Annotated in this window: 12 protein-coding genes; 9 read left to right on the top strand and 3 right to left on the bottom strand. The window is 53.1% G+C overall.

Annotated features, from left to right (window positions below):
* Nucleotides 1-4 precede the first annotated feature (4 nt).
* From infB to mtr, 9 genes are all read left to right on the top strand, one after another.
* Complete coding sequence (infB, locus tag ACJHYW_RS05625; protein ID WP_000133044.1) at nucleotides 5-2,677, top strand: translation initiation factor IF-2; 2,673 nt, start codon at nucleotides 5-7, stop codon at nucleotides 2,675-2,677.
* A gap of 163 nt (nucleotides 2,678-2,840) precedes the next feature.
* A complete protein-coding gene (gene rbfA / locus ACJHYW_RS05620) occupies nucleotides 2,841-3,242 on the top strand; it encodes a 30S ribosome-binding factor RbfA (protein WP_001040205.1) in 402 nt (133 codons plus the stop codon).
* Complete coding sequence (truB, locus tag ACJHYW_RS05615; protein WP_000089698.1) at nucleotides 3,242-4,186, top strand: tRNA pseudouridine(55) synthase TruB; 945 nt, start codon at nucleotides 3,242-3,244, stop codon at nucleotides 4,184-4,186. The genes rbfA and truB overlap by 1 nt, the downstream gene beginning before the upstream one ends.
* Nucleotides 4,187-4,334: 148 nt before the next feature.
* Nucleotides 4,335-4,604 (top strand): 30S ribosomal protein S15, encoded by a 270-nt coding sequence (rpsO, locus tag ACJHYW_RS05610; protein WP_000059466.1) that lies wholly within the window; start codon nucleotides 4,335-4,337, stop codon nucleotides 4,602-4,604.
* A 246-nt stretch (nucleotides 4,605-4,850) separates the two neighbouring features.
* Complete coding sequence (pnp, locus tag ACJHYW_RS05605) at nucleotides 4,851-6,986, top strand: polyribonucleotide nucleotidyltransferase (protein WP_001298330.1); 2,136 nt, start codon at nucleotides 4,851-4,853, stop codon at nucleotides 6,984-6,986.
* Between the two features lie 108 nt (nucleotides 6,987-7,094).
* Entirely contained in the window at nucleotides 7,095-7,979 is an 885-nt protein-coding gene (gene nlpI, locus ACJHYW_RS05600) for a lipoprotein NlpI (RefSeq protein WP_000802080.1), read from the top strand.
* Nucleotides 7,980-8,085: 106 nt separating this feature from the next.
* Nucleotides 8,086-8,166, top strand: a complete 81-nt coding sequence (yrbN, locus tag ACJHYW_RS05595; protein ID WP_010723222.1) for a protein YrbN — start codon at nucleotides 8,086-8,088, stop codon at nucleotides 8,164-8,166.
* The gene (gene deaD / locus ACJHYW_RS05590; RefSeq protein ID WP_001295553.1) at nucleotides 8,159-10,048 is read left to right on the top strand and encodes an ATP-dependent RNA helicase DeaD; all 1,890 of its coding nucleotides are present in this window, start codon (nucleotides 8,159-8,161) and stop codon (nucleotides 10,046-10,048) included. Before yrbN ends, deaD begins: the two co-directional genes overlap by 8 nt.
* A gap of 153 nt (nucleotides 10,049-10,201) precedes the next feature.
* Complete coding sequence (mtr, locus tag ACJHYW_RS05585; RefSeq protein ID WP_061092738.1) at nucleotides 10,202-11,446, top strand: tryptophan permease; 1,245 nt, start codon at nucleotides 10,202-10,204, stop codon at nucleotides 11,444-11,446.
* Nucleotides 11,447-11,564: 118 nt separating this feature from the next.
* On the opposite strand, the gene ACJHYW_RS05580 is transcribed toward mtr, so the two are convergent.
* The 3 genes from ACJHYW_RS05580 to ACJHYW_RS05570 form a co-directional block, all read right to left on the bottom strand.
* On the bottom strand, nucleotides 11,565-12,572 hold the full coding sequence (locus ACJHYW_RS05580) for a luciferase-like monooxygenase (protein WP_000130368.1): 1,008 nt from the start codon (nucleotides 12,570-12,572) through the stop codon (nucleotides 11,565-11,567).
* A gap of 80 nt (nucleotides 12,573-12,652) precedes the next feature.
* Complete coding sequence (locus ACJHYW_RS05575; RefSeq protein WP_001361201.1) at nucleotides 12,653-13,531, bottom strand: U32 family peptidase; 879 nt, start codon at nucleotides 13,529-13,531, stop codon at nucleotides 12,653-12,655.
* Between the two features lie 8 nt (nucleotides 13,532-13,539).
* Nucleotides 13,540-14,535 (bottom strand): peptidase U32 family protein, encoded by a 996-nt coding sequence (locus ACJHYW_RS05570; protein WP_001298771.1) that lies wholly within the window; start codon nucleotides 14,533-14,535, stop codon nucleotides 13,540-13,542.
* Between the last annotated feature and the right edge of the window lie 208 nt (nucleotides 14,536-14,743).

Here is a 14,743-nt window from a genome sequence, read left to right as displayed (position 1 = left end):
CAGCATGACAGATGTAACGATTAAAACGCTGGCCGCAGAGCGACAGACCTCCGTGGAACGCCTGGTACAGCAATTTGCTGATGCAGGTATCCGGAAGTCTGCTGACGACTCTGTGTCTGCACAAGAGAAACAGACTTTGATTGACCACCTGAATCAGAAAAATTCAGGCCCGGACAAATTGACGCTGCAACGTAAAACACGCAGCACCCTTAACATTCCTGGTACCGGTGGAAAAAGCAAATCGGTACAAATCGAAGTCCGCAAGAAACGCACCTTTGTGAAACGCGATCCGCAAGAGGCTGAACGCCTTGCTGCGGAAGAGCAAGCGCAGCGTGAAGCGGAAGAGCAAGCCCGTCGTGAGGCAGAAGAATCGGCCAAACGTGAGGCGCAACAAAAAGCTGAACGTGAGGCCGCAGAACAAGCTAAGCGTGAAGCTGCTGAACAAGCGAAACGTGAAGCTGCGGAAAAAGACAAAGTGAGCAATCAACAAGACGATATGACTAAAAACGCCCAGGCTGAAAAAGCCCGCCGTGAGCAGGAAGCTGCAGAGCTCAAGCGTAAAGCCGAAGAAGAAGCGCGTCGTAAACTCGAAGAAGAAGCACGTCGCGTTGCTGAAGAAGCACGTCGTATGGCGGAAGAAAACAAATGGACTGATAACGCGGAACCGACTGAAGATTCCAGCGATTATCACGTCACTACTTCTCAACATGCTCGCCAGGCAGAAGACGAAAGCGATCGTGAAGTCGAAGGCGGCCGTGGCCGTGGTCGTAACGCGAAAGCTGCGCGTCCGAAGAAAGGCAACAAACACGCTGAATCAAAAGCTGATCGTGAAGAAGCACGCGCAGCAGTACGTGGCGGTAAAGGCGGAAAACGTAAAGGTTCTTCGCTGCAGCAAGGCTTCCAGAAGCCTGCTCAGGCCGTTAACCGTGACGTTGTGATCGGTGAAACCATCACCGTTGGCGAACTGGCGAACAAGATGGCGGTTAAAGGCTCTCAGGTCATCAAAGCGATGATGAAACTGGGCGCAATGGCAACCATCAACCAGGTTATCGATCAGGAAACCGCACAGCTGGTTGCTGAAGAGATGGGCCACAAAGTTATCCTGCGTCGTGAAAACGAGCTGGAAGAAGCGGTAATGAGCGACCGTGACACGGGTGCAGCGGCTGAACCGCGCGCGCCGGTTGTGACCATCATGGGTCACGTTGACCACGGTAAAACCTCTCTGCTGGACTACATTCGTTCAACGAAAGTGGCCTCTGGCGAAGCGGGCGGCATTACCCAGCACATTGGTGCATACCACGTTGAAACTGAAAACGGCATGATCACCTTCCTGGACACCCCGGGGCACGCCGCGTTTACTTCAATGCGTGCTCGTGGTGCGCAGGCAACGGACATCGTAGTCCTGGTTGTTGCTGCCGACGACGGCGTAATGCCGCAGACCATCGAAGCAATCCAGCACGCGAAAGCGGCGCAGGTTCCGGTGGTCGTTGCAGTGAACAAGATCGATAAACCAGAAGCCGATCCGGATCGTGTTAAGAACGAACTCTCCCAGTATGGCATCCTGCCGGAAGAGTGGGGCGGTGAAAGCCAGTTCGTACATGTGTCTGCGAAAGCGGGTACTGGTATCGATGAGCTGCTGGACGCTATCCTGCTGCAGGCGGAAGTTCTGGAACTGAAAGCGGTACGTAAAGGCATGGCGAGCGGTGCGGTTATCGAATCCTTCCTCGATAAAGGTCGTGGTCCGGTTGCTACCGTTCTGGTACGTGAAGGTACTCTGCACAAGGGCGATATCGTTCTGTGTGGCTTCGAATACGGTCGTGTTCGTGCGATGCGTAACGAACTGGGTCAGGAAGTGCTGGAAGCGGGTCCGTCCATTCCGGTGGAAATCCTCGGCCTGTCCGGCGTTCCGGCTGCGGGTGATGAAGTTACCGTTGTACGTGACGAGAAGAAAGCGCGTGAAGTTGCACTCTATCGTCAGGGTAAATTCCGCGAAGTTAAACTGGCGCGTCAGCAGAAATCTAAACTCGAGAACATGTTCGCCAACATGACCGAAGGCGAAGTTCACGAAGTGAATATCGTCCTGAAGGCAGACGTACAGGGTTCTGTGGAAGCTATCTCCGACTCCTTGCTGAAACTGTCTACTGACGAAGTTAAAGTGAAGATCATCGGTTCTGGCGTAGGTGGTATCACCGAAACCGACGCTACCCTGGCTGCGGCGTCCAACGCCATCCTGGTTGGCTTCAACGTACGTGCTGATGCCTCTGCACGTAAAGTAATTGAAGCGGAAAGCCTGGATCTGCGTTACTACTCCGTCATCTATAACCTGATCGACGAAGTGAAAGCGGCAATGAGCGGTATGCTGTCTCCGGAACTGAAACAACAGATTATCGGTCTGGCGGAAGTTCGTGACGTATTCAAATCACCGAAATTTGGTGCCATCGCAGGCTGTATGGTTACCGAAGGTGTGGTTAAACGTCACAACCCGATCCGCGTTCTGCGCGACAACGTGGTTATCTACGAAGGCGAGCTGGAGTCCCTGCGCCGCTTCAAAGATGACGTTAACGAAGTCCGTAACGGTATGGAATGTGGTATCGGCGTTAAGAACTACAACGACGTCCGCACTGGCGATGTGATCGAAGTATTCGAAATCATCGAAATCCAACGTACCATCGCTTAAGGTTTTTAGGGTTCCATGCGGGATAAGGCGTTTACGCCGCATCCGGCATGGATTGCCTGATGCGACGCTGGCGCGTCTTATCAGGCCAACGTGAACAGCCCTTCCACCTGAAATTAATTTTAAAAAGGGGCTAACAGCCCCTTTTTTGTCAGGAGAATTTATTATGGCGAAAGAATTTGGTCGCCCGCAGCGCGTAGCGCAGGAAATGCAAAAAGAGATCGCTCTCATCCTGCAGCGTGAAATTAAAGATCCTCGTCTGGGCATGATGACCACCGTTTCCGGTGTCGAAATGTCTCGCGACCTGGCGTATGCCAAAGTATATGTGACGTTCCTCAACGACAAAGATGAAGACGCGGTTAAAGCGGGCATCAAAGCGTTGCAGGAAGCTTCTGGTTTCATCCGCAGCCTGCTGGGGAAAGCGATGCGCCTGCGTATCGTGCCGGAACTGACCTTCTTCTACGACAACTCTCTGGTTGAAGGGATGCGCATGTCAAACCTGGTGACCAGCGTGGTCAAACATGACGAAGAACGTCGTGTTAACCCGGACGACAGCAAGGAGGACTAATGAGTCGTCCTCGTCGTCGCGGTCGCGACATTAACGGCGTTTTGTTGCTGGATAAACCGCAGGGGATGTCCAGCAACGATGCGCTGCAAAAAGTGAAACGGATTTATAACGCCAACCGTGCCGGGCATACCGGTGCGCTGGACCCGCTGGCGACCGGCATGTTGCCAATTTGCCTCGGGGAAGCGACGAAGTTTTCCCAGTATCTGCTGGACTCCGACAAACGCTATCGGGTCATTGCGCGTCTTGGGCAGCGTACCGATACTTCTGATGCCGACGGACAAATCGTTGAAGAACGTCCGGTAACCTTTAGTGCAGAGCAACTGGCGGCGGCGCTGGATACCTTCCGTGGCGATATCGAACAGATCCCTTCGATGTATTCAGCACTGAAATATCAGGGCAAAAAACTGTACGAATACGCGCGTCAGGGCATTGAAGTTCCACGTGAAGCGCGCCCGATTACCGTTTATGAATTGCTGTTTATTCGCCACGAAGGCAATGAGCTGGAGCTGGAAATTCACTGCTCAAAAGGCACTTATATCCGCACCATCATTGACGATCTCGGCGAAAAACTCGGTTGTGGCGCGCATGTTATTTACCTGCGTCGTCTGGCGGTAAGTAAATATCCGGTTGAACGGATGGTGACCCTGGAACATCTGCGTGAACTGGTTGAACAAGCCGAACAGCAGGATATTCCAGCCGCGGAGTTACTTGATCCATTACTGATGCCAATGGACAGTCCTGCTTCGGACTACCCGGTGGTAAATCTTCCGTTAACGTCTTCTGTTTACTTCAAAAATGGTAACCCGGTTCGTACATCCGGTGCGCCGCTGGAAGGACTGGTTCGCGTTACAGAAGGTGAGAACGGCAAGTTTATCGGTATGGGCGAAATTGACGATGAAGGCCGCGTCGCGCCTCGTCGCCTGGTGGTTGAATACCCGGCGTAATGTTAACCGTCTTGCGATAACAGGTCGCTACGAGTAGAATACTGCCGCTTAACGTCGCGTAAATTGTTTAACACTTTGCGTAACGTACACTGGGATCGCTGAATTAGAGATCGGCGTCCTTTCATTCTATATACTTTGGAGTTTTAAAATGTCTCTAAGTACTGAAGCAACAGCTAAAATCGTTTCTGAGTTTGGTCGTGACGCAAACGACACCGGTTCTACCGAAGTTCAGGTAGCACTGCTGACTGCACAGATCAACCACCTGCAGGGCCACTTTGCAGAGCACAAAAAAGATCACCACAGCCGTCGTGGTCTGCTGCGCATGGTTTCTCAGCGTCGTAAACTGCTCGACTACCTGAAACGTAAAGACGTAGCACGTTACACCCAGCTCATCGAGCGCCTGGGTCTGCGTCGCTAATTCTTGCGAGTTTCAGAAAAGGGGGCCTGAGTGGCCCCTTTTTTCAAGCTGACGGCAGCAATTCACTGGAAACTAATGTATTGTTGCTATGAATGATCTTCCGTTGCAGAGGTTCGCGCGGCTAATGAGAGGCTTTACCCACATTGGGCTGGGTTAGGGTTGTCATTAGTCGCGAGGATGCGCAGAAGATCGGGTATTAACACCAGTGCCGTAAGGTACTGTCTAAGAAAGAGAAAGGATATTACATTGCTTAATCCGATCGTTCGTAAATTCCAGTACGGCCAACACACCGTGACTCTGGAAACCGGCATGATGGCTCGTCAGGCTACTGCCGCTGTTATGGTTAGCATGGATGACACCGCGGTATTCGTTACCGTTGTTGGCCAGAAAAAAGCCAAACCAGGTCAGGACTTCTTCCCACTGACCGTTAACTATCAGGAGCGTACCTACGCTGCTGGTCGTATCCCGGGTAGCTTCTTCCGTCGTGAAGGCCGCCCAAGCGAAGGCGAAACCCTGATCGCGCGTCTGATTGACCGCCCGATTCGCCCGCTGTTCCCGGAAGGCTTCGTCAACGAAGTTCAGGTTATCGCCACCGTGGTTTCTGTTAACCCGCAAGTTAACCCGGATATCGTCGCGATGATTGGTGCTTCCGCAGCACTGTCTCTGTCTGGTATTCCGTTCAATGGTCCGATTGGTGCTGCCCGCGTAGGTTACATCAATGACCAGTACGTACTGAACCCGACTCAGGACGAGCTGAAAGAGAGCAAACTGGATCTGGTTGTTGCGGGTACTGAAGCCGCTGTACTGATGGTTGAATCTGAAGCTGAACTGCTGAGCGAAGATCAGATGCTGGGCGCAGTAGTGTTCGGTCATGAACAACAGCAGGTTGTCATTCAGAACATCAATGAACTGGTGAAAGAAGCCGGTAAACCGCGTTGGGACTGGCAGCCGGAGCCGGTAAACGAAGCGCTGAACGCGCGCGTTGCTGCACTGGCTGAAGCTCGTCTGAGCGATGCTTACCGCATCACCGACAAACAAGAGCGTTATGCGCAGGTTGATGTCATCAAATCTGAAACCATCGCGACGCTGCTTGCTGAAGATGAAACCCTGGACGAAAACGAACTGGGTGAAATTCTGCACGCTATCGAGAAAAACGTTGTTCGTAGCCGCGTACTGGCAGGCGAACCGCGTATCGACGGTCGTGAAAAAGATATGATTCGTGGTCTGGATGTGCGTACTGGCGTGCTGCCGCGTACTCACGGTTCTGCGCTGTTCACCCGTGGTGAAACTCAGGCGCTGGTTACCGCAACGCTGGGTACTGCACGTGACGCGCAGGTTCTTGATGAACTGATGGGCGAACGTACTGACACCTTCCTGTTCCACTACAACTTCCCTCCGTACTCCGTAGGCGAAACCGGCATGGTCGGTTCTCCGAAGCGTCGTGAAATTGGTCACGGTCGTCTGGCGAAGCGCGGCGTGCTGGCAGTCATGCCGGATATGGACAAATTCCCGTACACCGTACGTGTAGTGTCTGAAATCACCGAATCCAACGGTTCTTCTTCTATGGCTTCCGTGTGCGGCGCGTCTCTGGCGCTGATGGACGCAGGTGTGCCAATCAAAGCTGCCGTTGCGGGTATCGCAATGGGTCTGGTGAAAGAAGGCGACAACTACGTTGTACTGTCTGACATTTTGGGCGACGAAGATCACCTGGGCGATATGGACTTCAAAGTTGCGGGTTCCCGCGACGGTATCTCTGCATTGCAGATGGATATCAAAATTGAAGGTATCACCAAAGAGATCATGCAGGTTGCACTGAACCAGGCTAAAGGTGCGCGTCTGCATATCCTGGGCGTAATGGAACAGGCGATCAACGCGCCGCGCGGCGATATCTCTGAGTTCGCTCCGCGTATCCATACCATCAAGATCAACCCGGACAAGATCAAAGACGTTATCGGTAAAGGCGGTTCTGTTATCCGTGCTCTGACCGAAGAAACTGGCACCACCATCGAAATCGAAGATGACGGTACTGTGAAAATCGCAGCGACCGACGGCGAGAAAGCGAAACATGCTATTCGTCGTATCGAAGAGATCACTGCAGAAATCGAAGTGGGCCGCGTCTACAATGGTAAAGTGACCCGTATCGTTGACTTTGGCGCATTTGTTGCCATCGGCGGCGGTAAAGAAGGTCTGGTACACATCTCTCAGATCGCTGACAAACGCGTTGAGAAAGTGACCGATTACCTGCAGATGGGTCAGGAAGTACCGGTGAAAGTTCTGGAAGTTGATCGCCAGGGCCGTATCCGTCTGAGCATTAAAGAAGCGACTGAGCAGTCTCAACCTGCTGCAGCACCGGAAGCTCCGGCTGCTGAACAGGGCGAGTAAGGTTGCCATTTGCCCTCCGCTGCGGCGGGGGGCTTTTAACCGGGCAGGACGCCTTGTTAGCAACCGGGAACAGGACGTTCATTCAACCGTGGTCTTCGGGAGTGGGAAATGAAGCCTTTTTTGCGCTGGTGTTTCGTTGCGACAGCACTTACGCTTGCAGGATGCAGTAATACTTCCTGGCGTAAAAGTGAAGTCCTCGCGGTACCATTGCAACCGACTTTACAGCAGGAAGTGATTCTGGCACGTATGGAACAAATCCTTGCCAGTCGGGCTTTAACCGATGACGAACGCGCACAGCTTTTATATGAGCGCGGAGTGTTGTATGATAGTCTCGGTCTGAGGGCATTAGCGCGTAACGATTTTTCGCAAGCGCTGGCAATCCGACCGGATATGCCTGAAGTATTCAATTACTTAGGCATATATTTAACGCAGGCAGGCAATTTTGATGCTGCCTATGAAGCGTTTGATTCTGTACTTGAGCTTGATCCAACTTACAACTACGCGCACTTGAATCGCGGGATCGCATTATATTACGGCGGTCGTGACAAGTTAGCGCAAGATGATCTGCTGGCGTTTTATCAAGACGATCCCAATGATCCTTTCCGTAGTCTGTGGCTTTATCTCGCCGAGCAGAAGCTCGATGAGAAGCAGGCTAAAGAAGTGTTGAAACAGCACTTCGAAAAATCGGATAAGGAACAGTGGGGATGGAACATTGTCGAGTTCTACCTGGGCAACATTAGCGAACAAACGTTAATGGAAAGGCTCAAGGCGGACGCAACGGATAACACCTCGCTCGCTGAGCATCTCAGTGAAACCAACTTCTATTTAGGTAAGTACTACCTAAGTCTGGGGGATTTGGACAGCGCCACGGCACTGTTCAAACTGGCGGTTGCCAACAACGTTCATAACTTTGTTGAGCACCGATACGCATTGTTGGAATTATCGCTCCTGGGCCAGGACCAAGATGACCTGGCAGAATCGGACCAGCAATAGCTGACGTACACATCAGCCCGTAATCTTTTTTGATTGCCATCACCTTAACGGGTGAGGGCGTTGTTGTTCGTTAATACACCTACTTTGAGCCGGTTCACACTTTTCAATGAAAATTGCTGATCAATTTCATGATGAGTTATGTAGACTGGCCGCCATTAATTTTGAGGCACACGTACTACATGGCTGAATTCGAAACCACTTTTGCAGATCTGGGCCTGAAGGCTCCTATCCTTGAAGCCCTTAACGATCTGGGTTACGAAAAACCATCTCCAATTCAGGCAGAGTGTATTCCACATCTGCTGAATGGCCGCGACGTTCTGGGTATGGCCCAGACGGGGAGCGGAAAAACTGCAGCATTCTCTTTACCTCTGCTGCAGAATCTTGATCCTGAGCTGAAAGCACCACAGATCCTGGTGCTGGCACCGACCCGCGAACTGGCGGTACAGGTTGCTGAGGCAATGACGGATTTCTCTAAACACATGCGCGGCGTAAATGTGGTTGCCCTGTACGGCGGCCAGCGTTATGACGTGCAATTACGCGCCCTGCGTCAGGGGCCGCAGATCGTTGTCGGTACTCCGGGCCGTCTGCTGGATCACCTGAAACGTGGCACTCTGGACCTTTCTAAACTGAGCGGTCTGGTTCTGGATGAAGCTGACGAAATGCTGCGCATGGGCTTCATCGAAGACGTTGAAACTATTATGGCGCAGATCCCGGAAGGTCATCAGACCGCTCTGTTCTCTGCAACCATGCCGGAAGCGATTCGTCGCATTACCCGCCGCTTTATGAAAGAGCCGCAGGAAGTGCGCATTCAGTCCAGCGTGACGACCCGTCCTGACATCAGCCAGAGCTACTGGACTGTCTGGGGTATGCGTAAAAACGAAGCACTGGTACGTTTCCTGGAAGCGGAAGATTTTGATGCGGCGATTATCTTCGTTCGTACCAAAAACGCGACTCTGGAAGTGGCAGAAGCCCTTGAGCGTAACGGCTACAACAGCGCCGCGCTGAACGGTGACATGAACCAGGCGCTGCGTGAGCAGACACTGGAACGACTGAAAGATGGTCGTCTGGACATCCTGATTGCGACCGACGTTGCGGCCCGTGGCCTGGACGTTGAGCGTATCAGCCTGGTAGTTAACTACGATATCCCGATGGATTCTGAGTCTTACGTTCACCGTATCGGTCGTACTGGTCGTGCGGGCCGTGCTGGCCGCGCGCTGCTGTTCGTTGAGAACCGTGAGCGTCGTCTGCTGCGTAACATTGAACGCACCATGAAGCTGACCATTCCGGAAGTTGAACTGCCGAACGCAGAACTGCTGGGCAAACGTCGTCTGGAAAAATTCGCCGCTAAAGTACAGCAGCAGCTGGAAAGCAGCGATCTGGATCAATACCGTGCACTGCTGAGCAAAATTCAGCCGACGGCAGAAGGTGAAGAGCTGGATCTCGAAACTCTGGCCGCCGCACTGCTGAAAATGGCACAGGGTGAACGTACTCTGATTGTTCCGCCAGATGCGCCGATGCGTCCGAAACGTGAATTCCGTGACCGTGATGACCGTGGTCCGCGCGATCGTAACGACCGTGGCCCGCGTGGTGACCGTGAAGATCGTCCGCGTCGTGAACGTCGTGATGTTGGCGATATGCAGCTGTACCGCATTGAAGTGGGCCGCGATGATGGTGTTGAAGTTCGTCATATCGTTGGTGCGATTGCTAACGAAGGCGACATCAGCAGCCGTTACATCGGTAACATCAAGCTGTTTGCTTCTCACTCCACCATCGAACTGCCGAAAGGTATGCCGGGTGAAGTGCTGCAACACTTTACGCGTACTCGCATTCTCAACAAGCCGATGAATATGCAGTTACTGGGCGATGCACAGCCGCATACTGGCGGTGAGCGTCGTGGCGGTGGTCGTGGTTTCGGTGGCGAACGTCGTGAAGGCGGTCGTAACTTCAGCGGTGAACGCCGTGAAGGTGGCCGTGGTGATGGTCGTCGTTTTAGCGGCGAACGTCGTGAAGGCCGCGCACCGCGTCGTGATGACTCTACCGGTCGTCGTCGTTTCGGTGGCGATGCGTAATCATCGCTGAACAGCGAATACAGTCTGTAAAATAATATATACAGCCCCGATTTTAACAATCGGGGCTTTTTTTCTGTTTTTTGTACTCATGTACTGGTACAGTGCAATGCATAACAACGCAGTCGCACTATTTTTCACTGGAGAGAAGCCCTCATGGCAACACTAATCACCACCCAAACGTCACCGTCGCTGCTTGGCGGCGTGGTGATTATCGGCGGCACCATTATTGGCGCAGGGATGTTTTCTCTGCCTGTGGTCATGTCCGGGGCGTGGTTCTTCTGGTCAATGGCGGCGCTGATCTTTACCTGGTTCTGTATGCTGCATTCCGGCTTGATGATTCTGGAAGCTAACCTGAATTACCGAATCGGTTCTAGCTTTGACACCATCACCAAAGATTTGCTGGGCAAAGGCTGGAACGTGGTCAACGGCATTTCCATTGCCTTTGTGCTCTATATCCTGACCTATGCCTATATTTCTGCCAGCGGTTCGATTCTGCATCATACCTTCGCAGAGATGTCATTGAACGTCCCGGCACGGGCAGCGGGTTTTGGTTTTGCACTGCTGGTGGCGTTTGTGGTGTGGTTGAGCACCAAAGCGGTCAGCCGCATGACGGCGATTGTGCTGGGTGCGAAAGTCATTACCTTCTTCCTCACCTTCGGTAGCCTACTGGGGCATGTACAGCCTGCGACATTGTTCAACGTCGCCGAAAGCAATGCGTCTTATGCACCGTATCTGTTGATGACGCTGCCGTTCTGTCTGGCATCGTTTGGTTATCACGGTAACGTACCGAGCCTGATGAAGTATTACGGCAAAGATCCGAAAACCATCGTGAAATGCCTGGTGTACGGTACGCTGATGGCGCTGGCGCTGTATACCATCTGGTTGCTGGCGACGATGGGTAACATCCCGCGTCCGGAGTTTATCGGCATCGCCGAGAAGGGCGGTAATATTGATGTGCTGGTACAGGCGTTAAGCGGCGTACTGAACAGCCGTAGTCTGGACCTTCTACTGGTCGTGTTCTCAAACTTTGCGGTAGCGAGTTCGTTCCTTGGCGTAACGCTGGGTTTGTTTGACTATCTGGCAGATCTGTTTGGTTTTGACGACTCGGCTATGGGCCGTTTGAAAACAGCGTTGCTGACCTTTGCCCCGCCTGTTGTGGGTGGCCTGCTGTTTCCTAACGGATTCCTGTACGCCATTGGTTATGCTGGCTTAGCAGCTACTATCTGGGCGGCAATTGTACCGGCGCTGTTGGCCCGCGCATCGCGTAAACGCTTTGGCAGCCCGAAATTCCGCGTCTGGGGCGGCAAGCCGATGATTGCGCTGATTCTGGTGTTTGGCGTTGGCAACGCACTGGTGCATATTTTATCGAGCTTTAATTTGCTGCCGGTGTATCAGTAATCAGCGGTGCCTTATCCGACATTTCTGCTGCCTACACAATGCCTGATGCGCTTCGCTTATCAGGCATTGTGTAGGGCAGCGTTGCCATCTCGGATAAGGCTTCCTACGTTAAAACACACTACCCCAATAATTCTTCCTTCACATCCATCGCCAGTTCAAACGAATGCAGGCGCGCCTGGTGGTCGAAAATCTGCCCGTTAACCATAATCTCATCGGCGTCGGTTTCGCGCAGGATCGACTGCAAACCATGACGCACTTTCGCTTTATCACCCACCAGCGACATACTCAGCGCCTGCTGCACGCCATACTGCTCGGACGGTGACCAGAACTGATCCATATTTTGAATCGGCGGCGGCAGTTGCCCGGTTTCGCCACGGCGCAGCTTCACAAAGGCTTGCTGCATCGAGGTAAACAGAAATTCAGCGTCGCGGTTGCTGTCGGCGGCGACAATATTGATGCACACCATCGCGTATGGTTTTTCCAGTCGTGCCGACGGCTTGAAGTTGCTGCGATAAAGATGCAGCGCCTGGAACAACATATCCGGCGCGAAGTGTGAGGCAAACGCAAACGGCAGACCAAGCTGCGCCGCCAGTTGCGCGCTGTAAAGGCTGGAGCCTAACAACCACACGGGGATTTTCTCGCCATAGCCTGGTACCGGGCGCACATGCGGATTGGGATCGCGGGCGTCAAACCAGTCCACCAGCTCCGCGACATCGCGGGGAAAATTATCAATATCGCCGCTCATATGACGACGTAGAGCCATCATGGTTCGCTGGTCACTACCCGGAGCACGACCCAGCCCCAAATCGATTCGCCCCGGATAGAGCGTATTGAGCGTGCCGAATTGTTCGGCGATCACCAACGGTGAGTGGTTAGGCAACATCACGCCGCCAGACCCCAGATGCAGTGTGGTGGTATTCGCTGCCAGATAGCCAATCAAAACTGATGTTGCAGCACTGGCAATACCGGTCATATTGTGGTGTTCTGCCAGCCAGTAGCGATGATAGCCGTGCTTTTCAGCCAGACGGGCGAGATCGAGAGAGTGGGAGAACGCTTCTCGCGCTGAAGAGCCTTCGGGGATGGGGGCCAGATCGAGTAGCGAAAACGCAATGGTTTTATCAGTCATAACAGCTCACTTTGTTACCGATTAATCTTTAATACTGCATTAAAGAGTAGTTAAAGTTGTTAACAAAGTGAGCTATATACTTACGCTTGCAGCTCCAGCCCGGCCAGCCGCCGCCAGTAGCCGTTACAATCGCTGTTTGCCGTCAACGGCAGTGGTGCAGCGCCATTTTCATTGGCGCGGAAGGCGTCGAGCATTGCGAAAGTGTCAGTACCCTGCGGTGACAGGCGGACCACATCGACCAGCCCCTGCATGGATGTCAGCTCGTTACCGAGGTTGTAAACGTAGCCGCTCATGGTCTGAATGCCATTGAGTACAAACACTTGTTGGTTTTCCTGCGATAGCACGTTGCGCCCGTTCGGATACTTAATGCAGCAGGTTTCACACTCATCTTTCGGGCGGTCTTCCGAACGCGCGGTAAAGCAGCGGGCGGAGTAGGCCAGCGGCAGATGACCGTAGCTCAGGACTTCCACTTCAAACTGGTTGCGAATGCCCAGCTCATCGCACTGATTAAGCAGATTCACCAACCAGTCGCGGGAAAGCTCCACCGGCATACACCAGCGCATCATGCCCTGTTTGAGCAATATTTTCAGCGTCACCGCGTTGTAGCAGTTCAGCGCGTGCCCGGCGACGAACGGCAGTTTGCGTTCAGCGCACATATTCACCACGCCGAGATCGCTGGCTTCAATCAGAAACTCACCGTTCTCAACATAGCGTTTCAGTTCGCCCAGTTCGGAGGATGCCTGCACCAGTGCCAGCGTGGAGAGCACAATCTGCTTGCCACTTCCGGCGAGCGATTTTGCCATCTCCAGCCAGTCGCCAACTTTGGTTGCCCGGCGTTTGCTACAGACCGCTTCACCAAGATAAATCACGTCGGCGCTGCTGGCGGCGGCCTGCTGATAAAATTCTTCCAGCGTCTCTTTTGGCCAGTACCACAGCACTGGCCCTAAGGAATATTTCATTGCTTTTCTCACTGCCATTTACGGTGATACGCGCCAAGGGTGGTCTGCGTGCCTTCGGACATCGACCCGAGCGTCTCCATCCACGCGCTTTGCGGTATGAAGTTTTGCGGATCGGCCTTACAACGGTCGATAGCCTGACGCCAGACTTTCGCCACCTGGCTGACATACGCCGGGCTACGCTGGCGGCCTTCAATTTTCACCGAAGCAATATTCGCTGCCATTAACTCCGGCAGCAGTTCCAGGGTATTGAGACTGGTGGGTTCTTCCAGCGCGTGATAGCGCTCGCCGTCCACCAGATAACGCCCTTTACACAGCGTCGGATAACCTGCGTTTTCGCCGTCCTGATAACGGTCGATCAGCACTTCGTTCAGGCGGGATTCCAGCCCCTGCGGCGTTTGTTGCCAGCGCACGAAACGGGCCGGAGAACACGCACCCACAGTGTTGGGCGACTCACCCGTCAGATACGACGACAGATAGCAACGGCCTTCCGACATAATGCACAGGCTGCCGAAAGCAAACACTTCCAGCGGGACAGGTGTGACCCGTGCCAGTTGTTTCACCTGATGAATCGACAACACGCGCGGCAGCACCACGCGGGCAACGTCAAAATGGCGATGATAAAAGTTAATCGCCTCTTCATTGGTCGCCGAAGCCTGCACTGACACATGACGCTCAATATGCGGGTAACGCTCGGCGGCGTACTCCAGCATGGCGAGGTCGGCGAGGATCAGCGCGTCGGCACCCAGCTGCGCCGCCATATCCACGGCGCGCTGCCAGCGGGCGTAACCGTCCGGATGCGCAAAAGTGTTAATCGCGATGTGAAGTTTGCGGCGATGTTGATGGACAAAACTCACCGCTTCCTGCAATTTTTTCTCGGTAAAGTTAAGGCCGGCGAAGTGACGGGCATTGGTATCATCTTTTAGCCCGATATAAACAGCATCTGCGCCGTTTTCGATGGCCGCCTTAAGCGCCGGGAGATTTCCGGCAGGGCAGAGCAGCTCCATAATTTTTCCTGAAGGTTGCGCTATCAAAGCGCAAAAATGTTAACGAACTGGGATTTTAGTTAACCTTGCTGCGACAATTTTTGATTTAAGGCAGTTAAAGTTGTATTGGTGGTAGCAGCAATTTCATATGGAATTGTTGATTTATACCGCTATGTTATTTTTCTGATATGGCAAAATAGGATGATTGTTGAAACAGGGAGTAAAACTC

Source organism: Escherichia sp. WS3063, from assembly GCF_046486595.1.
Taxonomy (GTDB): Bacteria; Pseudomonadota; Gammaproteobacteria; order Enterobacterales; family Enterobacteriaceae; genus Escherichia; species Escherichia coli.
The sequence above is the reverse complement of the archived record's forward strand: the minus strand, read 5'-3'. Positions and strand labels throughout refer to the sequence as shown.